Raw genomic sequence first — 18,764 nt, 5'->3', positions numbered from 1 at the left:
CGGCGTTCCGCGTCGGATCACGATCAACGTCGCCCTGGTAGGGCTGGAAGGCCGAGGCCCGTCCGCACGGGTGGCGAGCGGACGGGGGCATGTCAGGAAGGGGGGACGGCGGAGTGCCCGAAGCGGTGCCGCGGCGGCGTTCGGCCCTACTCGTTCCTGAGCAGGGCGACCGTCCCCGCCAGGCCCTCGTCTCCGTGCCCCTGAGCCACCCGTCGGCGCATCAGCTCCATGTACGGGGTGAGCAGGCGGGGGTCGACGGACTGCTCCGCCGCGGTGGCCAGGAGGGTGTCGTTGCCCGTCGCCATCATGGCGAGGTGGGAGGTGACCCCCTCCGTGTAGTCACCGCTGGCCAGTTGTGCGGCGATGCCCTGGGCGGCACCCGCCATGGCGGCGAGCCATTCCGTGAGCAGGGTGGCGAACCGCGCCTGGTCGATGTCGTTCTCCGGCCGCGTGAGGGCAAACGCGTGGGTGATACCGGCGAACATGCCCGTCATCGCGCTGAGCAGTGCGACGTCATGCAGCGCGGCATGGCCGGGGTCGGCGCCGACCAACTGCGCACCGGCGGGGGCCCGCAGTACCTCCTGGTGCTGTTCGAAGACCTCGCGGTCGCCGCTGTAGAAGACGTACCCCCCGGTCGCCGGCCGGCCGATCATCGCGGGAACGGCCATGATTCCGCCGTCCAGGAGCCGAGCCCCGCGCTGCCCGGCCCAGTGGGCACGCCGTCGTGCCTGGGACGGCGTGCCCGTGGTCAGATTCACCAGATCCTTGCCGCGCAGGTCGACGCCGTCCAGAACCTCACCCACGGAGGCGTCGTCCAGGAGACATAGGACGACGGGGCCGGTGGCCGAAGCCACCGCTTCTGCCGGGGTGGCCACCACTCGGGCGCCCTCCTCGGCCAGTCGCACGGCCTTGCCCGGCGTGCGGTTCCAGACGGTCAGTGGATGCCCCGCGGCAAGCCAGGCACGGGCGAGGGCGCTGCCCATGTCGCCGAGGCCGAGGAGGGTGACGGACGTCTTTTCGGTGAGGTCGGTGTGCATGCAGATCAGACTCGTCCGCGCCCAGGCCGTGATCAAGTACGCACTGTTTTGTGGGTGGTTGCCTTAAGGTGCGCGCATGACCAGGCGGGACAAGTACGTGTGCGGCATCGACGCGGCGATCGACGTGGTTGGCGGTAAATGGAAAGCCCTCATCTTGTGGGCGCTGGACCAGGCGCCTTGCCGCTTCGGCGAGTTGCGGCGCGGGATCCCCGGTGTCACGGAGAAGGTCCTCACCTCGCATCTGCGGGAGTTGGAGGACGCCGGAATCGTCTTCCGGGAGGAGACGTTCGGGGGAGCGGTACGCCATGTCACCTACGCCCTCACCCCCCTCGGCGTCTCACTCAACGAGGCGCTCGCCCCCCTGGGCGCCTGGGGCAGGGAGCACCTGCTCGGCGGGCGGCCCGCCGAGGCGGCGGAGTTCGACGGGCCGCACTGAGCCGGTTCCGTCGGAGGCCCGTAGGACGGGCGTCGTCACGGGGAGCGGCCGAGACCGGCGATCCGCTCCCGGGACTCGTCGGCGTGGGCCGCGGGTCGACGAGGGCTGCGGTCCATGTGACCGGATTCCAGTGCCTCCGGGGCGTGCCGGACCACCTGTCCGGCACGTCCCGGTCGGCCGGGGCTACGGCAAGGAGACCGTTCAGCGGCAGGCGGCCTTCACGGCCGTCAGCTCCTCACCGGTGAGTTCCGCGACGCGGTGTGCCGGCACACCGGCGGCGAGCGCACGCGTCAGCAGCGCGTCGCGACCGTCGGTGCAGGAACGGTAGGCCAGCAGCTCCTGCTCCAGCAGGGCGATGTCCTGAGGTGCGGACTGGTTCCGTACGAGGCTCAGCTCCTCGTCGCTGAGGGGGACGGGCAGGCGTTCGGCGTCCTCCGGGACGGCCGAGGTCTCCTCCGGCGGCAGCAGACGCAGCTGCGGCGACGCCGCCGTGACTCCCTGCGCGTTGAGCCACGCCTGGACGGCGGGGGTTTCCAGACACGCCAGGTCTCCTACGGCTGCCGGGGGGACCCCGAGCGTCGCGGCCGCGCCGTCCAACAGGACGAGGTAGGCGTCGTCAGTCATTCTCGGTTCCTAACGGGGGGGGGGGTGGGTAGTGCTGTTGGCGGCCCTATACCCCGTAGCGGCCGTCGCATAGCGGCGGGATGAAACCGACAGTGGCGACATCTCGCCTGGAAGAGCGGACAACGGTGTGCTGCTTGGGGAAGGTCCGTTGCGGCGACTGGGCAAGCCAGGCGTGAGGCTGCTGTGAGCAGGTGGGACGACCGGGACTTCGCCATACGTACATGTGGGCGACCCCGACCCCGGGTCCAGACACAGGTTCGGCTGGGCTGGCCTCCCTACCGGGACTCCACGACATGACCCGGCGAACTTCGGCACGGAACACAACCTTTCACGCCGCCGGACTGTCTCATTTTCGTAGCCGCCCGCACGGGGCGGGGCGGCACTGAACCGACAGGGGGATGTCATGCGCAGGAGCGGTATGGCAATGGCGGCACTCGTACTCGCGGCTGGGGGACTGGGAGTGACGGCCGTTCCGGCCGCGGCCGCGGGTGCGGCCACGACGCGGGCGGCGGCCTGTGCGACGGCCTGGGGCAGCGGCCCGAAGAGCGGGGCCGCGACCACCTCGGCATCGCTGACGGACGTCAGGACGGGCCGGCACGAGTGCTTCGACCGGATGGTGCTGGACATCCCCGGCGGGGGCACCAGCGGCCTCGGCTACCACGTCCAGTACGTGGACCGGCTGTATCAGGACGGCTCCGGCCAGTACATCCCGGTCGGCGGCGGTGCCGTGATCGAGGTGCGCGCGGGGGCCCCGAGCTACGACCCGGAGACGGGTTCGCCGACCTACCCGGGGCAGGCCGCGCAGCCGCTTCCCGGTGTCGACCTCACCGGCTACAAGACGTTCAGGGACACGCGCTTCGCCGGCAGCTTCGAGGGTGACACACAGCTCGGTCTGGGCGTGCGGGCGCGGCTGCCGTTCCGCGTGCTTCAGCTGGACGACCGGCTCGTGGTGGACGTCGCGCACACCTGGTGAGACGGCACGCGTAGTACTCCGGCCACGCTCACCACGCACCGCCCCGCGGATCCACGGATCCGCGGGGTGCGTGGGGGCGTGGCCGGCGTGTGAGACGGCGTCGCCCCGTCGTGCAGACCGGATAGGCGCTTCTATCCGAACTGGCCGGGCTGGTAGTCGCCGGCGGGCTGCCGGACGATGACGTTGACGCGGTTGTAGGCGTTGATGAGGGCGATGAGGGACACCAGGGCGGCGAGCTGGTCCTCGTCGTAGTGCTCGGCGGCGTCCGCCCAGGCCTGATCGGTGACGCCGCCGGCCGCGTCGGCGGTACGGGTGCCCTGCTCGGTCAGTTCCAGGGCGGCCCGCTCGGCCTCGGTGAAGACCTTGGCCTCCCGCCAGGCGGCGATCAGATGGAGACGCGTCGAGGTCTCCCCGGCGTGCGCGGCGTCCTTGGTGTGCATGTCGGTGCAGAAGCCGCAGCCGTTGATCTGGCTGGCGCGGATCTTCACCAGTTCCTGGGTCTCGGCGGGCAGCGTCGAGTCGGAAAGCACCTTGCCGGCCGAGTTGATGTACCTCAGGAACTTGGTCGCGACCGGGTTGCCGTAGAGGTTCAAGCGAGCGTCCATGGTGAACTCCTGTGCCGTCGTCGGGTTACACCCCACTGACGGATCCGCTCGACGGCATGTGACAGGAGCGGATGTGACGTGCGTCTCCCCGACTGCCGGGGCGCCGGGCGCCAAAGTGCCGGGGGCCGGACCCCCGGCTGCGCGGGCTCGGCCGTCAGTCGCACGGGCGGGCCGCAAGTCGCGCGGCTCGGCCGCGAGAACAGGCCACCGTTTCGCCGCCGACGACGACGACGCGCGACCGCCCCGACCGGACGCGCGATGGCGCCCCGGACGCCCGACCGCCCCCGACGCGCGACCCTCGTCAACGCGCGACGGCGCCGTCCGGCCGCTCGCGCGGCCGGACGCGACACGAACCACGCGAGACGAACTAGGCGTCCTTCGGGGCCGCCTGCTGCACGACCTCGAACGACCACAACGTGGAGCCGCTCGCCGCCGGCTTGGGACGCTCCCCGCTTTCCGTGCCGCCGCCACCCTGGTGGGCGGCCTTCATCGGGCCCTCCATCCACGCCTGGAAGGACTCTTCGTCACGCCACCGCGTGTAGACGAGGTAGCTGTCGGTGCCTTCGACCGGGCGGAGAAGTTCGAACCACTCGAACCCGTCGGAGTTCTCCACGGCGTGGGCGCGGGAGGCGAAGCGCTTCTCCAGCGTTTCCCGCTGCTCGGCAGGGACGGTCAGTACGTTGATCTTGACTACGCTCATGGCCCCATCCTGCCCCACCGGGCAGGGCGGGCAGTCCGCCGGTCACCCCCCACCGGCAGGACGCCGCCCGCGAAAGCCAATGAGCTCCCTGGACCACCGTCCCGCCCGCCGGTCCGCGCAGTCCTGTGCTTCGGCACAACGCGGCCCCGGCCTCGCTGTGCACTCGCCTCTCACCCGCCCCGCCCCCTGTACGGGGCACCGGGCCGCTGGTGCCATGTCCGGCATGTCTCCTGCTATCCCTGCGACGTCGGGCCCGGGCGCGCCAACAGACCTGAACGCATCAGCGGCACCGGAGCGCCGCCCGTGAGCACCGGCGACGGACAGTCGCTCGCCGCCATGGTCTTTCTCGCCTTCGTCGCGGTGTCCCTGCTGCTGTGCGGTCTCGCCGCCGCCGACTTGGACGACCCCGAGCACTTCTACGCGGGCGGCAGCGCCGCCTTCGGTCCGGTCGGCAGCGGGCTCGCCGTCGCCGGCGACTACATCTCCGCGGCCACCCTGCTCAGCACCACGGGAGCCGTCGCCCTCGACGGGACCGACGGCATCCTCTTCGCGTGCGCCACCGTCGTCTCGCTCTACCTCGTCATGCGGATCCTGGGCGAGCCCCTGCGCCGCCGGGGCGTGTTCACCCTGGGCGACTTCCTCGCCGAACGGCTCGGCGACGTCTCCGTACGGCGTGCTCTCGGCATCGCCACCCTCGTCGTGCTCGCCCCCCTGCTCCTGGTGCAACTGTCCACGGCCGGCCACATCATGGCGGCCATGTTCGGCCTTCCGGAGGGCGCGCTGACCGGCTGCACCGTCGCCGGCGGGACCCTGATGGTCTGCTACGCCGCCTTCGGCGGGATGCGTGGCATCGGCTACGTACAGATTCTCAAGGTCGGGGTGACCCTGACCGCCGTACTGCTTCTCGCCGGGCTCGTTCTCGCCCGGTACGGATGGTCGCCGCTCGCCCTCTTCGACGCCGCGCGGGACCGCTCCGAGGCGGGCTCCGACTACGCGGCCCCCGGACTGCACTTCGGTCACTCCTTCGCCGGGCGACTGGACCTGATCAGCTTCGAGTCCACCCTCCTGATCGGCGCCGCCTGCCTGCCGCACCTGACCATGCGGCTGCACCCGCTGCGCGACGCCCGGACCGCGCGCCGTGCCGTCGGGTGGGCCGTGGGCCCCGTCGCGGTGGTGTGCGCCGGAGTCGCGGTGGCCGGGCTCGGTGCCTGCGCCCTGATCGGCCGGGACCTGATACGGGCCGCCGACCCCGGGGGAGCCACCGCCCTGCTGATGGTGACGGGCGCACTCGACCCGGTCCCCGGGGGCGCGCGGCACAGCATGCTGTTCGCGATCGTCGCCTGTGCCGTCTTCGTCACCACTCTCGCGGCCGTCGCGGGCATCACCCTGGCCGCCGCGTCCAGTCTCGCCCGCGACTTCGGCGCCCGCCCGGCCGGCGGGACCCCGGGCCGCTCACCCGGGGGAGAGATCCGCAGGGCGAGGGCGGGCATCGTCGTGGTCGGCGTTGCCGCCGTGATCCTGGCGGTGCTCCTCCAGGACCGCGGCCGACTGACCCTGATCTCCATGTCGTTCACCGTCGCGGCCTCGGTACTCGCTCCGGTCCTCCTGTACGCGCTCTTCCTGCCCGGCCACACGGCCACCGGGGCGCGCTGGACCATCTACGGGACGCTGCCGCTGATCGTGCTGCTGCTTGCGGGATCCCCGGCCGTGTCGGGCACGCCGATCGCGCTCTTCCCCGATCGCGACTTCCACTGGTATCCGCTCCAGACCCCGGGCCTCGTCACCATCCCGGTGGGCTTCCTGCTGGGGTTGGTCGGCCGGGACCGTACCCGCACCCGCACCCGCGCCCAGGGAAGGCAACCTCACCGGGACGTACAGACCAGGTCCCTGAGGAGGAGCTGGGTCTCCACGAAGTAGGGGGCCCACTCGGGATGCCCGCCTGTTCCCTGCCGTCCTTCTCCGTCGGCGGCGGGCGCTGCGGAGACGGAGCCCTCGCCCCGGGCGCTCGCAGCGGCGGCGCTGTTCTGTCCAGCGAGCGTGGGCGTCGTGAACGGCGCCGGCACCGGACACGTCGGTAGGCGGACTCCCGGCTGGGACGTGTGCGGATCAGCCTGCGCGGCGCGGATCGCACCACGTAGGTGCCGGTCGAGCCGCGCACGCGGGGCCGGGCCGGGGCCTGCCGCCGAAGTCCGTGCCCGGGCGCGGGCATGGACTCGTTTGTCCGGGGCACACGGACAACAGTTTCCCGGACAGATCACCGAAGGGGTGTCACCGTGTCGACGCCGGACCCGCGCCATGTGAGAAAGCTTCTCGCCCGGTACGCGAGCGCACGCATCGCTCTCGCGGAGAGGAGCACGCGTGAGTGGCAGCGGGAGCTGGACGACGTGACGCGTACCCTCTGCATGCTGACCGGCACCCGCTCGGTCGCCGACGCGATCTGCGCCGCAGACGAGATCCTGGCGCAGCACGCCCGGCGGCGGGCCCCCCGCCGTGCGACCGCGGGCGAGGGCAGGGCCCTGGCTGCCTGAGGACCTCGGGACGGGCCGGACGGACGCGCGCCGTTCCTGGTGAACACTCCCAGGACCTGACCTCGACCTCCTGCCACGGTTCCCGCCTGTCCCCAGGCTGCCCTGGACGAAGCGAAGTGTTCCTTCGCCGACGTAGTACGGGTGCGCTACCCGCTGGCCGGCCGGGCCGACTTCGAGCCCTGCCGGCCGACGCTGCGCGCGCGTTCGGCGAGGTCCGGCCGGCCGCCCCATGCTCATGTGCGGCCTCACCGATCCCCGCATGAAGGTCGAGATCGAGGTGTGCGCCCGGCGGATCACCGCGTAGCCGTCCGATCCGATCTCTGGGAACGGGGGCACCGTGCCCGAGGTTGCCCTGGCGTGACGTGCCTTAGCGATATGGGTCGGGTCCAACGCTCGATCAACTCGCTCGAGAGATTCCGCGCCGTGGCCACTCGCCATGACAAGCGTGCCTACGTCTTCCACGGCACCGTCGCCCTCGCCCCGATCCGCGCGTGGCTCCGACCATGATCCGCCGGACAGGCCCTAATCGTTGACGTGGAGGGTGGCGGCGTGGGGAACGAACACCGTGTCTCCGTCCTTGGCCGTTGCCAGTGCGGAGACGTACCAGGTACCCCGGTCCAGCCGGGATGCCTCCTTCTTGGTGACCTTCAGGGTGTAGGTGCAGCGAGAGGTGTCGTCCGAGGCGCTGCGGCATGTGGCGTCGTTCGTGTGCCGCAGCTCCGCCGCGGTCGGGTCAAGCTTCGAACTGCCGGGCCACGCGAGGACCTTGAGGCTGCGGACACCGGAGTCGTCACGCACGTCCGCGGTGAAGGTTGCCGAGCCGGCGCTGTCGCCTGAGGGGGCGATGTAGCGGGCCGAGCCGTTGGTCAGGGCCAGTTCCGTGGAGTCTGAGGCCATGGCGATACCGCCGGCGGTCACCGCGCCGACGAGGGCGAAACCGATGAGCGAGGAGACGAGAGCGTGCTTGGGCATGGGAGATCCCTCGGATTCATGTGGGAGCGGGCGTGGTGCGCCTGCAGAATGGAGTGGACGGGCGAAGCACGGCCGGAGCTGAGCGCAAGAACTGCTGGTCGAGCCGTTGGCCGGTCGCTTTTCCGATGTGTTCGAGACTATGGCCCGGAGTGGGGCGCGGTCCTCCGGCGGCCGGATGATTGCCGTGTCCAACCAGAGGCGGAGACCGCCGCCGGACGACAGCGTGAGGTACTGACGCCGGCGGCAGGAGGCACACGGGATCGCGGAGTTCGGGCGACACTGGTCGCGTGATCATCGAACGTGCCTATGCCCATCTCTCCTCGTACGACGAGGAAGCCTGGCCTTGGTCGGTGCCCTGCGTCCGGCAACTGCTCGACGAGGGGCTGCGGTTCACCGCCCCAGTGACGTTCCTGGTGGGTGAGAACGGCTCGGGGAAGTCGACCCTGGTCGAAGCGCTCGCGGAGGGGTTCGGTCTGGACTCCTACGGCGGCTCCCACGACTGGCGTTACGCCTCCTCGCGCGGGAAGTCGACCCTCGGCGAGCGTATGAGATTCGACGCCGCCTCGGGGCGCGGGCGCCGTATGGCCACCAGTTGGTCGGCCCGCAAGGGCTTCTTCCTGCGCGCCGAGACCGCGCTGGACGCACTGGACAGGGAGGGCTTCTCGCCGGACCACGTCAGCCACGGCGAGGGCTTTCTCGCGGCGTTCCGCGGGAAGTTCCTGCACGCCGGGCTCTACGTTCTCGACGAGCCGGAGGCAGCGCTCTCCTTCTCCTCGTGCCTCGAACTGATCGGGCACATCGACCGGTTGGCCAAGGAGGGCGGACAGGTCATCTGCGCCACGCACTCCCCGTTGCTGACCGCACTGCCGGGCGCGGACATCATCGAGGTCGGTGAGCACGGTATGCGCAGGGTCGCCTGGCAGCAGCTCGGCGTCGTGGATCACTGGCGCCGCTATCTCGCCGACCCGCACACCTATCTGCGGCACATCGTCGAACCGTAGCCTGACGTCAACGTGGACCAGTTCGCCCGGCCGGGAGCTTTCGTAGGGTCGTACCGGTTCTCCGGTGGCTCGGTCGCAGGCGGTGAGGGCGGGCGGACCGTGCCGGTTCAGGATGCGGGTTGTCGTACGCCCCCTCCGTACCGGCTGAAGACGCCGGCAACGCCAGGTGTGGCGTTGCGGCTCGGCCCGCTCCCGCGCCCATGAAAGCGAAGTGTTCTGCGGGGTGAACCGGAGCTGCGCCGATGCCGTTGAGGCAACAGGCATGCCCTGCACGTCGTGCACCCGACACCAGGCTGACCGACTGCAGATCTCCTTTCTACCCCAAGGAAAAGAATGCGCCATCACAGCCCCTTCTCCCTACGCCGCAGAGGGGGGATGACGGCCGCTGCCCTCACCGCCGTCACGGCCTCGCTGTTGCTCTCGGGGACCGCTTCGGCCGAAGCGGCCGGCGCCTCCGCGCAGGGATCCGTCAGGCACTACGTCGCCCTCGGTGACTCCTATGCCGCCGGCACGGGTCTGCCGCAGCAGACGAACGCGGAGTGCAAGCGTTCCGCGGGCAGTTACCCGTCATGGATCGCCGAGACGTACAAGCCGGCCGTGTTCAAGGACGTCACCTGCAGCGGTGCCACCACGCGCTCCCTGTGGAACAAGCAGGGATCAGCCGCCCCGCAGGTCGAGGCCCTCACCAAGGACACCGACCTGGTGACCGTCACACTCGGCGGCAACGACCTCGGCTTCTCCGACGTGCTCACCACCTGCGTGCTGGCCGGGTTGACCACCAAGGAGGGCACTCCCTGCCGCGACAGGCTGGCCGGCAGCGGCAAGGACCTGGACGCTGACTTCGCACGGCTGAGCACACGTGTGCCCGACATGCTCACCGACATCAAGCGGCGCAGCCCCGAGGCGCGTGTCGTCGTGGTCGGCTACCCGAATCTGTTCCCCGCCGACGGGAGCATCTGCGGTTCCTCCGTACCACTGGCCAAGGGTGACATCACCTGGCTGAACCAGGCCACGAACCGGTTGAACCTCCTGCTGGAGACGGCGGCCTACCTCAAGCAGGCCGAGTTCGTCGGCACGTCCTCCGTGTTCCGTGGCAAGGACATGTGCCAGTCCTCGGCCAAGCAGTGGATCAATCCGCTGCTGCCGCAGACGTCCGGCTCCGCCCACCCCAATGCCGTCGGACACCTGATGACGGCCCTCGAGGTGTACGGCCGGCTCGGCAAGTAGTCACCGTTCTCCCGCTCCGTCGCGTCGAACGACACCGCCGACGCGGCGGAGCGGGGCGCAGCCACAGGGCACCGCCCTGGACGAGCAGACCATCGTCGTGCCGGGCAGCGACGCTGCCGCTGTGAACGCCCCTGACCTCGCCAGCAGCTCGGTCGGCCGGTGGCTCCGTGTGGGCACGGTCGCGTCCGTAAGGCCGTCGGGCTGCCGGTGGCGACATGCGGGTCCGGCCTGCTTGACCAGCGGGGCCGCCGCCTGCAAAGTCGGGATGCGGCACCGCAGCAGCGCCGCCTCACTCTGTCGAGCGGTCCGCCCCTTCACAGGTGGTAGACGGCCCTGACGTCCAGGAGGCAGCTGATCCCATGGTCCTCGACCTGATTGTGATCGGTACGGCTGTCACGCTGGGGCCCTTGCACAACAGCGCGTTCATCCTGCTGCTCGCCTCCCGGCGCGGCGTTCGCAAGGGCCTGGCGTTCCTGTTGTCGTGGCTGGCCAACCTGGTTGTGGTGATCGCCTGCGTGATGCTGCTGACCGGCGGTCAGCCCCCGGCCCGTCACAGCGTGCCCTCGACCGCCGTGCTCGTTGCGAAACTCGCCATCGGCCTGGCACTGGTGCTGTACGGCGCCCATCGGCACCGTCGACCGCCCCGCCCACACCGACCCCCACGCTGGACCGCTCGCATCGACAGCGCATCCCTGGCCGCGGCAGCCGGCCTGGCATGGCTGCTGCAGCCCTGGGCCCTGGTCGGCGCCGGCGCCGCGACCGCCGTCGGCGCGAACCTGTCCGCACCTGCCGCCTGGCTCGCCCTGACCGGCTACTGCCTCCTGGCCACACTCAGCCTCATCGTCATGGAGATGTACGTGGTCTGGGCGCCTGCGGCCGCGAACGCCCGGTTGAACGCCCTGCGAAACTGGCTCGCGCAGCACCAGGAGGAGCTGGTCGTCACCCTCTCGCTGCTCCTCGGCCTGTGGCTGACAGCCCGGAGCATCGCCGAGCTCGTCGCCTGATAGAAGCGGTGCGGGCGGCGGCACCATCCCCGCATGCGTCCCCGGTGGCGCCTTGTATCGGGGGGCCTGGCTCCGCGCTGCGTCAGCGAACGCCGGATCCGCCGGGCGGGCGGTGGGGGAGACGTGCGGCGGCGGTGAGGCCGAGGAGCCGGACGGCTGCCAGCGACACGGACAGAACCCCTGAAAACTGCCCGTACGACATAGGCCGAGCCCGAGGAAGAACGAGGCAGCGCCCTTGCCCGTCCGGAAGCTCGCCGGCAGTCCGCTGCACGAGAAGCGACGGTGCAGGGTGAACCGACGCGGTGTTCCTGGCGTTCACATGAGGGGACCGCAGATTCGAAGATCATGGCACACGACTCCTCCGCCGCGTCTTTCGAAGAAGCGTTGCCCGAATCCGCTGTGGCCCGGCATTTCCCCCCGGGTGTCGAATCATGAAAAGGAGTTCACTGTGTTGGGTCGTCGTTCTCTTCTACGGTCCAGTGGCGTGGCGGCGGCTGGCGCGCTCGGCGCCGCCGCCTTTGCATCGGCGGCTGAGGCATCTTCCACGGCGCCTCACGGTCATCGCCCGCCTGTTCCCGACCCGACCGCCGGCGTGACGCGCACCTTGCTTCAGGAGAATCCGTCGCCCGCACAGGGCTGGAAGACCGTGCAGACACTCGTCGAAATCCCCCGGCGTAGGGAATCGGGCCGCCACAGCCACCCGGGAGTAGAGGTCGGATACATCGTCCGCGGTGACGTGTCGATGGAGTTCGACGATGGGACCACCAGGCGACTTCGCACTGGTGACCCCTTCTTCATCCCCTCGGGCACCATCCACAACGCCCGCAACATCGGGACGGTGACAACGATGATGCTGTCCACCTACGTCGTCGACGAGACCAAGCCTCTGGTTACCGTCCACACCCGTTAGTTCAAGATCGTACGCCCCCATCGCCGAAGGGTGAAGGAGAGCTGTGGGCGGCTCGGCCGCGCCGGCGCGGTCACGCGGGCTGCCACAGCTCGACTCGGTTGCCCTCGGGATCGGTGACCCAGCCGAATCGGCCGACACCCTCCATGTCCTGGATTTCCTCCGCCACGTCTGCTCCCTTTGCGCGCAATTGCGCGAGCATCGCCTCCAGATCGCCGACCCGGAAGTTGAGCATGGTCTGCTGGGCGCGGGATCCGAAGTAGTCGGTCTCCGACTCGAAAGTCGCGAACACCGTCGGCCCGTCTCCCTGACGCCATAGGCCGTTCTCGTCGACGTCCAGGCCCAGACAGTCGCGGTACCACGCGTTCAGGACCGCCGGGTCGGCAGCCCGCATGAAGTAGCCGCCGATTCCAAGTACACGTTCCATACCGCCATCCTGCCACTCTGCGAGCACTACCTGACCTGTGGTCACCTTCCCCTGCCACTTGGGGGGATCGCAGAAGTAGCGTGCCGACAGGAGCGGGGCGGGCGGCTTTCGCCGACCCGCCGACCTGGATGGGGTCCGCGCCGAATCGGCCCGCCTCATGCCCGCCGGGCGGCCGAACGGCGCCCGGCGGAGGACATCCCGGCAAACGGCGTCGGCACTACGAGGGAAGATCATCCCGTTCGTCGAACACCTCGCGGCCCTCGGTCACCGGTCCGACCTCGCCGGCGACGGGCGAGGCTCGCTCCGGGTCCGGTCCGTCGGCCACCGGCCGGCCGCCCTTACGTCCGGGTCCCCTGCTGACGGGGGTCTGCCGACCCGCCGGCCACCCACCAGCCGATGGCCGACGGCCACGAGGGCGAGCAGCGCCGCACCCGCCAGCAGTCCCAGGACCAGTCCGATGGCCACTCGCAGGATGAATTCTTCGCCCATGGTCGTCCTCGCTTCGCTGCACGTCGTTTCCTCCTGTGCAACGGGCTCCAGGCCAGGGTGGTTCAGGCCAGAGCGGGCGTGGGCGGACGGATCCCCCCGGTGGGTACCCGCGCGACTCGTGGTCGACCTGATCGTCCGGTGACCGAGGAGTTACTGGATCGCCACTGGACCTACGCTGCGTTCGTAATTGTGGATTGCGCAGGCCCGCCGCAGAGCATGCGTGCTGGACCCGGTCACAACCCTTGACGAAGCCGTCCCGTCGCCGTAATCGGCCCGCTGATCGCGGCAGTGGACCGGGTCGCCGACGGAGTCCTGCGCCCCGTGCCCTGCTAATGTCCCTTCCCGGAATGCGGGAAGGACGACGGGGTACTCACCGCTCCGGTCGTCTACGCCACTACCCGTCCCGGTCGGGTAGGTCACCGCGGGGGAACCGCGCGTGTCCCGCACGTCACGTGCGGGTGAGGGTAGTAACACCGTTGAGCGGGATACCGGGGAACGGTGACGGCTGTGGGGTTTGAACTCGACTTCGGGTTGCTGGGCCCGCTGCTGGTGCGGCGGGCGGGCGCCGTGTTGAACGCGGGGCCGCGCAAGCAGCGGCTGCTGCTGGTGCGGCTGCTGATCGCCGACGGCTGTGCGGTCCCTGCCGAGACGCTGTGCGAAGAGCTCTGGTCAGAGCAGTCAGGACGGGCACCGGGCGGGGCTACGGCCTCCCTGCACGCCCACGTCAGCAAGCTCCGCGCCGTCCTGGAACCCCCGCACCTGCGCGAGGGTGCGTTCGAGGTACTGGTCACCGAGCCCGCCGGGTACGCCCTTCGCGCCCCGTCCGAGAGCCGGGACACCGTCCGCTTCGGACGGGCCGTCGCCCAGGCACGCCGACTGCTGGGCCAGGACCAGCCCAAGCGCGCCCTGGAGGAGGCCGAGCGGGCCCTGGGCATGTGGCGGGGTGCCCCGCTCGCCGACGCCGCGCATCACCTGTTCGCCGCCCATGAAGCCGCTCGTCTGGAGGACCTGCGGCAGACCGTACGGGAGGTCCGCACCACCGCCCTGCTCCTGAGCGGACGGATCACGGAGGCCGAACAGGCGGCCCGGGAACTGACGGTGGAGCACCCGTTGCGGGAGACCGGCTGGGCTCTGCTGCTGCGGGCCCTGTACCTGGCGGGCCGGCACCCCGAGGCCCTGCGGTGTTACGCGGACCTGCGCCGGCACCTCGCCGACGAACTCGGCCTCGAACCAGGCCCCCCGCTGCGCGCCCTGCACGACGGCATCCTCCGCCACGACCTGCCACCTCTGCGTCCGACCGAGGCGGTGAAGAGTCCGGGCCCGGCGCCTGCATCCGGTGCGGGCGCGGGGGACGGCGGCGATCCACACAGGTCGACCGAGTCCGGAGGGCCGCATGAGGAGGAGCGGCCCGGACCCGTCGGCAGCGCGCCCTCCGCCGCGGCCGCCGTGGACTTGCCAGATGCGAGCGGCGCCCCGTCCACGAGCGGCAGTGCGAGTGAACCGCTGCCGGTGGCACGTCCGGCGCAGTTGCCGGGTGATCTGGCGGTGTTCGCGGGCCGGACGACCGAGGGCGCGTGGCTGTCCGGGGTGAGCGGTGCGTTCGGGCGTCCGGGAACGGCTGGTGCGCGGGCCGTTGTCATCGCGGGTGCTCCCGGTGTCGGCAAGACCACTTTCGCTGTTCATCACGCCCACCGGATCGCCTCGTACTTCCCCGACGGACAGCTCTTCGTCAATCTGTGCGGGTTCCATCCGCACGCGCCGGCCGTGGAACCCGGTGACGCCCTGCACGGTTTCCTCAGCGCTCTGGGGGTTCCCGCCCAGCGGATTCCCGAGGACACTCCCGCGCGCAGCGCGCTCTTCCGCAGTCTGCTGACCGGCCGGCGGGTCCTGCTCGTCCTGGACAACGCCCGCGACGAGCAACAGGTCCGTCCTCTGCTGCCCGCGGGAGACGGTTGTTTCACCCTGGTCACCAGCCGCAATCAGCTCGCGGGTCTGATCGCGGCCGACGGAGCCAGGTTCCTGTCCCTCCCGTTGCCCTCGCAGGCCGAGGCCCACGAGACGCTGGCGCGGCGGCTGGGAGCCGAGCGTCTGGCCGCCGAGCCGGACGCCGTCGGCGACATCGTCCGGTTGTGCGGGCGGCTGCCCCTGGCCCTGGCCGTGGTCGCCGCCGCCGCCGAACTCGACCCCGCCTTTCCCCTCCAGGCCGTCGCCGACGACTTGCGCCAGGCCCGCGGCGGCCTCGACGCGTTCACCGGCTTCGACACCACCACCGACGTCCGGGCCGCGTTCTCCTGGTCCTACCGGTCCCTGGACCCGGGTGCCGCGCGTCTCTTCCGCCTCCTCGCCCTTCACCCCGGACCCCACATCACCGCCCCGGCCGCCGCCGGCCTGGCCGGACTCTCCCTCCCGGCAACGCGCCGCCTGCTGGCCGCACTCACCCGCTCCTGCCTCGTCGAACAGCCCCTGCCCGGCCGCTTCACCCTCCACGACCTGCTGCGCGACTACGCCGGCGAACTCACCCACACCCACGACCACGCCGACGAACGCCACACGGCCACCCTCAGGGTCCTGGACCACTACCTGTTCACAGCACACGCAGGCAACCAGCTGCTCAAGCAGGGCTCCCTGCCCGACCTCGACCTAGGCTCCCCGACCGCGGGCGTCACCCCCGAAGTCCTCACCACCCCGGAACAGGCGAACCGGTGGTTCGACGCCGAACACCGGGTACTGGCCGCCCTGCTGCACACCGCCGTCAGCAAGCGACTGGATCGCCACATCACCGGGCTGGCCTGGTCACTGAAGGAACACCTGAACCGCCAGGAGTACTGGCCGGAGTCGATGGCAGCCCTGGCCCCCGCCCTGGAGGTGGCGCAGCGCCGGGGCGATCGCCTGGAGGAAGGACGCTGCCACCGCAGCCTCAGCGGAATCCACACCTTCCTGGGCCATCAGGAAGAGGCCTTGGAACATATGGAACGCTCCGTCGAGCTCTTCGAGGAGATCGGCGCGGTCGTCGAACAGGCCCGGACCCAGCACGCGATGGGGGTCGTGCTGCACCAGTTCGGCCGACTCCGGGAAGCCCTGGTGCCCGTTGAGCGGGCGCTCGTGCTGACCCGCGCGGCGGGGGACGACGTGTGGACGGCCGAGTGCCTCAACAGCCTCGCCTGGCTGCACTCCAGTCTGGGCCGGCCCGAGCAGGGTCTCGTACACGCCGAGGAGGCCATTGCCCTGTTCCAGGGCTTGAACGCGCCATGGCGAGAGGCGATTTGCCTGGACAGTCTGGCCTACACCCTCCATCTGCTCGGCCGGTACGAGGAAGCGGCGGCCGGCTACCGCAGGGCACTGGACGTGTTCGAGGAACTGGGGGACCACAGGAACGCGGTCGGCGTGCTGATGCGCCTCGGTGACACCCGCCTGGCCACGGGCAACCGGGAGGCCGCCCGCACGGAATGGATCCGTGGCCTCGCCGTCGCCGAACAGCAGGCGCTGTCCCACAGCGCCCAGGAGGTCCGGGACCGACTCTCCTCCCTGGACACCGGAGCAGACCACTCAGCTGCGGCGCCCACGAAGAGCCCTTCCGGGACGGCGGACTCCGGCTCCGCCATTTAGTAGACCAGTCGCCTAGTAGATGGCATGCTGGTGGAATCGGCCGGTTCGGAGGTCGGTGGTTCCAATGGACGGGAGAACCCTGATGCACAGCACGACGGAGACGGAAGCGATCCTGCGCGGCGTCGCCGACCGGTGGAAGGCGGCCGTGGACGGGCACCAGCCGCGGCGGGTCGCGTCCCTGTTCACCGAGGACGCCATCTTCCAGGGGCTGCACCCCTACGGCGTGGGTCGCGAGGCCGTCGCGGACTACTACGACTCCCAGCCGTTGGGCCTCACCGCGGACTACCGGATTCTCGAAACCAGACGCCTCGGCGACGATCTCGTCCTCGGGTATCTCGGTGTGGACTTCTCGTTCACCGACCGGCCCGCGATCACCGGCAGTCTGAGCCTGCTGCTGAAGCGCACGGACGAAGGCTGGCGCGTCGCCCACTACCAGGTCTCACGCCCGAGCTGATCCCGTCGGCTCGGAGGGAGCGCCAGGGCTCATCCCGGGCCGGCAGGTGTGCCGACGGGGTCAGCGGGCCGCTGCGGAGTCCGCGGGGAGTCCGGCGCGTGAGGGCGCGGCGTACGAGTGCCGCGCCATCGGTCGTCGCGGACGCTCGCCTCGCAGGCCCAAATGTCGGTCACCTCTTCGACGGGTGACACCCGCGCCGCGGTCGCGCCGGGACGCTTCAGAAAGGCAGGTCGATCCACGTGCCGTTCTGGGCGGTACGCAGGCACCCGGCGAGGCCCGCGTCGTCGAACGCGCGCTCGATGTCAGCACGCTCTTCGCTGAAGTGCGCCCAGCTGTCGCAGTGGGCGGGGATCACGACGGGTGCGCCGAGTACGGACACCGCGGCGCTCGCCCGCTCCGCGGACAGGGTCAGCGGGCGTCCGCGCATCTTGCCGGGCACGCGAGCCGCTCCCATGAACACGACCGCGACATCGACCGGCGCCATGCGACGAGCGATCTTGGCGACAATACCGACAGATGCGTTGTCGCCGCTGACGTACAGGGTCGGCAGGCCGTCCCCGCGCAGCACGAACCCGGTCACTTCGCAGTTCACGTGCCCGTCCTGGTCGCGCTCCCCGTCGTCCGGCCCGTGCTGGGCGGGAACGGCGCAGACTTCGAGCGTTCCGCCGTCGGGGCGGGGGAGCCGGGCAGGTTCCCAGGCCGCGAGCCCCCGGGCGGGTGAGCCCAGGCGGTCGGCGGACGCGGGACCGGTGAGCACCAGCGGAGAACGCAGAGCGAACGCCCGCCCGCGGTCGTCCAGGTTGTCGGGATGCAGATCGTGGCTGACCAGGACGGCATCGACGTCTCCGAGGTCGTCCTCGGCGGCCGCGGGCCCGGCGGTCTTCGTCAGGTAGCCGTGATCGCCGGCTTCGTCGAAGGTGGGATCACACACCAGACGGAGACCGCCCATGTCGATGACGGTGGTCGGCCCGCCGAGCACCGCAACGGCGCAGGGCCGACGTTCAGGACTGACTGTGTGAGCCATGACCGCACCTCACTGATGAGTTGCCTGCCGTTACCGACGGTGGTCCCGTTGGTGGGAGTCGATGACCGGAGTTGAAAGTGCACTCGAACCGGAACCGGGCCGGCCCGGCGCCGAAGGCCGGTTCCCCGAGCAACATATCCCGACGATGACGAGCGGGCGTTCCCGGCAGTCACGCGCTCACCTGCGTCACCTCGTCGCCGCTCGGCCGCGTCCTCGGGAGCGGCGAGCGGTCTCGATGCGGACGCCGACCGGAGCGCGGGCCCCGTCGCTCAGGCCTCTTGGTCGGACTTCCGGAAGGAACGCGCCGGCTGTTGCCGCCCCGCGCCGGTGACACGCGTCTGCTTGGAGGACCAGTTGGCGGGCTCCGGACGGGCGAGCGGCAACTCGACGATGATCGCCTTGCCCGTGCCGTCCGGGAGGGACTCCACGGACAAGCTGCGGCTGACGGCCTCGACGATCTCCAGGCCGTGTCCGCCGAGTCGTCCGGGATCCCGCTCCAGCACCTGGGGAGACCGGGTGGAGGTGTCGCGGACACTGATCCGGGCGCTGTCGCCGTCCGGCGCGAGGGCGATGTGCAGGCTGCCGCCGCCGGCTGTGTGGCGCAACACGTTCGTGACCAGCTCGCTGACCACGAGCTGTACGTTCTGGGTGTCGCGCGGGGTGGGTGAAATCCGGCCGGACTGCCGGGACCGCTCGAGGAATGCGCTTGCCGCGTGTCGCGCGTGCGCACTTGTCATCGCGCCACCGTCC

At 70.7% G+C, this 18,764-nt stretch carries 18 protein-coding genes and 2 pseudogenes; 12 read left to right on the top strand and 8 right to left on the bottom strand.

Translation table 11 applies throughout. The features are described 5' to 3' along the window. Positions 1–146: 146 nt before the first annotated feature. Positions 147–1,037: an NAD(P)-binding domain-containing protein gene (locus tag ACFYP4_RS09070; protein WP_358855477.1), complete on the bottom strand. Its 891-nt coding sequence runs from the start codon at positions 1,035–1,037 to the stop codon at positions 147–149. Positions 1,038–1,113: 76 nt separating this feature from the next. Here ACFYP4_RS09070 and ACFYP4_RS09065 point away from each other — a divergent pair, with 76 nt between their 5' ends. Further along, positions 1,114–1,473 (top strand): helix-turn-helix domain-containing protein, encoded by a 360-nt coding sequence (locus ACFYP4_RS09065; RefSeq protein ID WP_358855476.1) that lies wholly within the window; start codon positions 1,114–1,116, stop codon positions 1,471–1,473. 201 nt (positions 1,474–1,674) lie between these two features. Here ACFYP4_RS09065 and ACFYP4_RS09060 read toward each other — a convergent pair whose 3' ends face one another. Further along, on the bottom strand, positions 1,675–2,097 hold the full coding sequence (locus tag ACFYP4_RS09060; protein ID WP_358855475.1) for a DUF6003 family protein: 423 nt from the start codon (positions 2,095–2,097) through the stop codon (positions 1,675–1,677). Between the two features lie 418 nt (positions 2,098–2,515). Here ACFYP4_RS09060 and ACFYP4_RS09055 point away from each other — a divergent pair, with 418 nt between their 5' ends. Next, a complete protein-coding gene (locus ACFYP4_RS09055; protein ID WP_388784155.1) occupies positions 2,516–3,070 on the top strand; it encodes a hypothetical protein in 555 nt (184 codons plus the stop codon). Between the two features lie 131 nt (positions 3,071–3,201). Here ACFYP4_RS09055 and ACFYP4_RS09050 read toward each other — a convergent pair whose 3' ends face one another. Continuing rightward, a complete protein-coding gene (locus ACFYP4_RS09050; RefSeq protein ID WP_358855473.1) occupies positions 3,202–3,675 on the bottom strand; it encodes a carboxymuconolactone decarboxylase family protein in 474 nt (157 codons plus the stop codon). A 367-nt stretch (positions 3,676–4,042) separates the two neighbouring features. Next, on the bottom strand, positions 4,043–4,375 hold the full coding sequence (locus ACFYP4_RS09045; RefSeq protein ID WP_358855472.1) for an antibiotic biosynthesis monooxygenase: 333 nt from the start codon (positions 4,373–4,375) through the stop codon (positions 4,043–4,045). Between the two features lie 303 nt (positions 4,376–4,678). Between ACFYP4_RS09045 and ACFYP4_RS09040 the strand changes: the two genes are divergently transcribed. The 4 genes and pseudogenes from ACFYP4_RS09040 to ACFYP4_RS09025 form a co-directional block, all read left to right on the top strand. Beyond that, positions 4,679–6,292 carry a cation acetate symporter gene (locus ACFYP4_RS09040; RefSeq protein ID WP_358855471.1) on the top strand — a complete coding sequence of 538 codons (1,614 nt, stop codon included), beginning with the start codon at positions 4,679–4,681 and terminating at the stop codon, positions 6,290–6,292. A 356-nt stretch (positions 6,293–6,648) separates the two neighbouring features. Next, positions 6,649–6,903, top strand: coding sequence for a DUF5133 domain-containing protein (locus ACFYP4_RS09035; protein ID WP_358855470.1), 255 nt, complete (start codon positions 6,649–6,651; stop codon positions 6,901–6,903). A gap of 93 nt (positions 6,904–6,996) precedes the next feature. Further along, positions 6,997–7,207 (top strand): annotated as a pseudogene (locus ACFYP4_RS09030) (Rid family hydrolase); the annotation flags it as partial. A gap of 101 nt (positions 7,208–7,308) precedes the next feature. Next, positions 7,309–7,410: pseudogene (locus tag ACFYP4_RS09025) on the top strand (IS5/IS1182 family transposase); the annotation flags it as partial. A 15-nt stretch (positions 7,411–7,425) separates the two neighbouring features. Here ACFYP4_RS09025 and ACFYP4_RS09020 read toward each other — a convergent pair. Next, positions 7,426–7,875, bottom strand: coding sequence for a DUF5707 domain-containing protein (locus tag ACFYP4_RS09020; protein ID WP_388784150.1), 450 nt, complete (start codon positions 7,873–7,875; stop codon positions 7,426–7,428). Positions 7,876–8,162: 287 nt separating this feature from the next. Here ACFYP4_RS09020 and ACFYP4_RS09015 point away from each other — a divergent pair, with 287 nt between their 5' ends. The 4 genes from ACFYP4_RS09015 (at position 8,163) to ACFYP4_RS09000 (ending at position 12,017) form a co-directional block, all read left to right on the top strand. Continuing rightward, positions 8,163–8,876 (top strand): AAA family ATPase, encoded by a 714-nt coding sequence (locus tag ACFYP4_RS09015; RefSeq protein WP_388784147.1) that lies wholly within the window; start codon positions 8,163–8,165, stop codon positions 8,874–8,876. Between the two features lie 375 nt (positions 8,877–9,251). Continuing rightward, entirely contained in the window at positions 9,252–10,103 is an 852-nt protein-coding gene (locus tag ACFYP4_RS09010) for an SGNH/GDSL hydrolase family protein (protein ID WP_388784144.1), read from the top strand. A 359-nt stretch (positions 10,104–10,462) separates the two neighbouring features. Continuing rightward, positions 10,463–11,107 carry a GAP family protein gene (locus ACFYP4_RS09005; RefSeq protein WP_388784141.1) on the top strand — a complete coding sequence of 215 codons (645 nt, stop codon included), beginning with the start codon at positions 10,463–10,465 and terminating at the stop codon, positions 11,105–11,107. A 484-nt stretch (positions 11,108–11,591) separates the two neighbouring features. Continuing rightward, positions 11,592–12,017, top strand: coding sequence for a cupin domain-containing protein (locus ACFYP4_RS09000; RefSeq protein WP_388784138.1), 426 nt, complete (start codon positions 11,592–11,594; stop codon positions 12,015–12,017). A 70-nt stretch (positions 12,018–12,087) separates the two neighbouring features. Here ACFYP4_RS09000 and ACFYP4_RS08995 read toward each other — a convergent pair whose 3' ends face one another. Then, positions 12,088–12,441, bottom strand: coding sequence for a VOC family protein (locus ACFYP4_RS08995; RefSeq protein ID WP_388784135.1), 354 nt, complete (start codon positions 12,439–12,441; stop codon positions 12,088–12,090). A 996-nt stretch (positions 12,442–13,437) separates the two neighbouring features. Between ACFYP4_RS08995 and ACFYP4_RS08990 the strand changes: the two genes are divergently transcribed. Both ACFYP4_RS08990 and ACFYP4_RS08985 read left to right on the top strand, forming a co-directional pair. Beyond that, entirely contained in the window at positions 13,438–16,536 is a 3,099-nt protein-coding gene (locus ACFYP4_RS08990; RefSeq protein WP_388784132.1) for a BTAD domain-containing putative transcriptional regulator, read from the top strand. 82 nt (positions 16,537–16,618) lie between these two features. Beyond that, positions 16,619–16,990 carry an SgcJ/EcaC family oxidoreductase gene (locus tag ACFYP4_RS08985; protein WP_388784129.1) on the top strand — a complete coding sequence of 124 codons (372 nt, stop codon included), beginning with the start codon at positions 16,619–16,621 and terminating at the stop codon, positions 16,988–16,990. Between the two features lie 217 nt (positions 16,991–17,207). Here ACFYP4_RS08985 and ACFYP4_RS08980 read toward each other — a convergent pair whose 3' ends face one another. Then, a complete protein-coding gene (locus ACFYP4_RS08980; protein WP_358852400.1) occupies positions 17,208–18,014 on the bottom strand; it encodes an MBL fold metallo-hydrolase in 807 nt (268 codons plus the stop codon). 269 nt (positions 18,015–18,283) lie between these two features. Continuing rightward, complete coding sequence (locus tag ACFYP4_RS08975) at positions 18,284–18,751, bottom strand: ATP-binding protein (RefSeq protein WP_358852399.1); 468 nt, start codon at positions 18,749–18,751, stop codon at positions 18,284–18,286. Between the last annotated feature and the right edge of the window lie 13 nt (positions 18,752–18,764).

It is taken from the genome of Streptomyces sp. NPDC005551 (assembly GCF_042871785.1).
Classification (GTDB): Bacteria; Actinomycetota; Actinomycetes; order Streptomycetales; family Streptomycetaceae; genus Streptomyces.
This window is presented reverse-complemented; position numbering and strand designations above follow the sequence as displayed.

Bases quoted from the DNA above. Each gene is read 5' to 3' on its own strand.
- ACFYP4_RS09050 (WP_358855473.1), bottom strand. From the start codon at position 3,675: ATGGACGCTCGCTTGAACCTCTACGGCAACCCGGTCGCGACCAAGTTC.
- ACFYP4_RS08995 (WP_388784135.1), bottom strand. From the start codon at position 12,441: ATGGAACGTGTACTTGGAATCGGCGGCTACTTCATGCGGGCTGCCGAC.
- ACFYP4_RS09070 (WP_358855477.1), bottom strand. From the start codon at position 1,037: ATGCACACCGACCTCACCGAAAAGACGTCCGTCACCCTCCTCGGCCTC.
- ACFYP4_RS09010 (WP_388784144.1), top strand. From the start codon at position 9,252: ATGACGGCCGCTGCCCTCACCGCCGTCACGGCCTCGCTGTTGCTCTCG.
- ACFYP4_RS09020 (WP_388784150.1), bottom strand. From the start codon at position 7,875: ATGCCCAAGCACGCTCTCGTCTCCTCGCTCATCGGTTTCGCCCTCGTC.
- ACFYP4_RS09005 (WP_388784141.1), top strand. From the start codon at position 10,463: ATGGTCCTCGACCTGATTGTGATCGGTACGGCTGTCACGCTGGGGCCC.
- ACFYP4_RS08975 (WP_358852399.1), bottom strand. From the start codon at position 18,751: ATGACAAGTGCGCACGCGCGACACGCGGCAAGCGCATTCCTCGAGCGG.
- ACFYP4_RS08985 (WP_388784129.1), top strand. From the start codon at position 16,619: ATGCACAGCACGACGGAGACGGAAGCGATCCTGCGCGGCGTCGCCGAC.
- ACFYP4_RS08980 (WP_358852400.1), bottom strand. From the start codon at position 18,014: ATGGCTCACACAGTCAGTCCTGAACGTCGGCCCTGCGCCGTTGCGGTG.
- ACFYP4_RS09055 (WP_388784155.1), top strand. From the start codon at position 2,516: ATGGCAATGGCGGCACTCGTACTCGCGGCTGGGGGACTGGGAGTGACG.
- ACFYP4_RS09065 (WP_358855476.1), top strand. From the start codon at position 1,114: ATGACCAGGCGGGACAAGTACGTGTGCGGCATCGACGCGGCGATCGAC.
- ACFYP4_RS09045 (WP_358855472.1), bottom strand. From the start codon at position 4,375: ATGAGCGTAGTCAAGATCAACGTACTGACCGTCCCTGCCGAGCAGCGG.
- ACFYP4_RS09060 (WP_358855475.1), bottom strand. From the start codon at position 2,097: ATGACTGACGACGCCTACCTCGTCCTGTTGGACGGCGCGGCCGCGACG.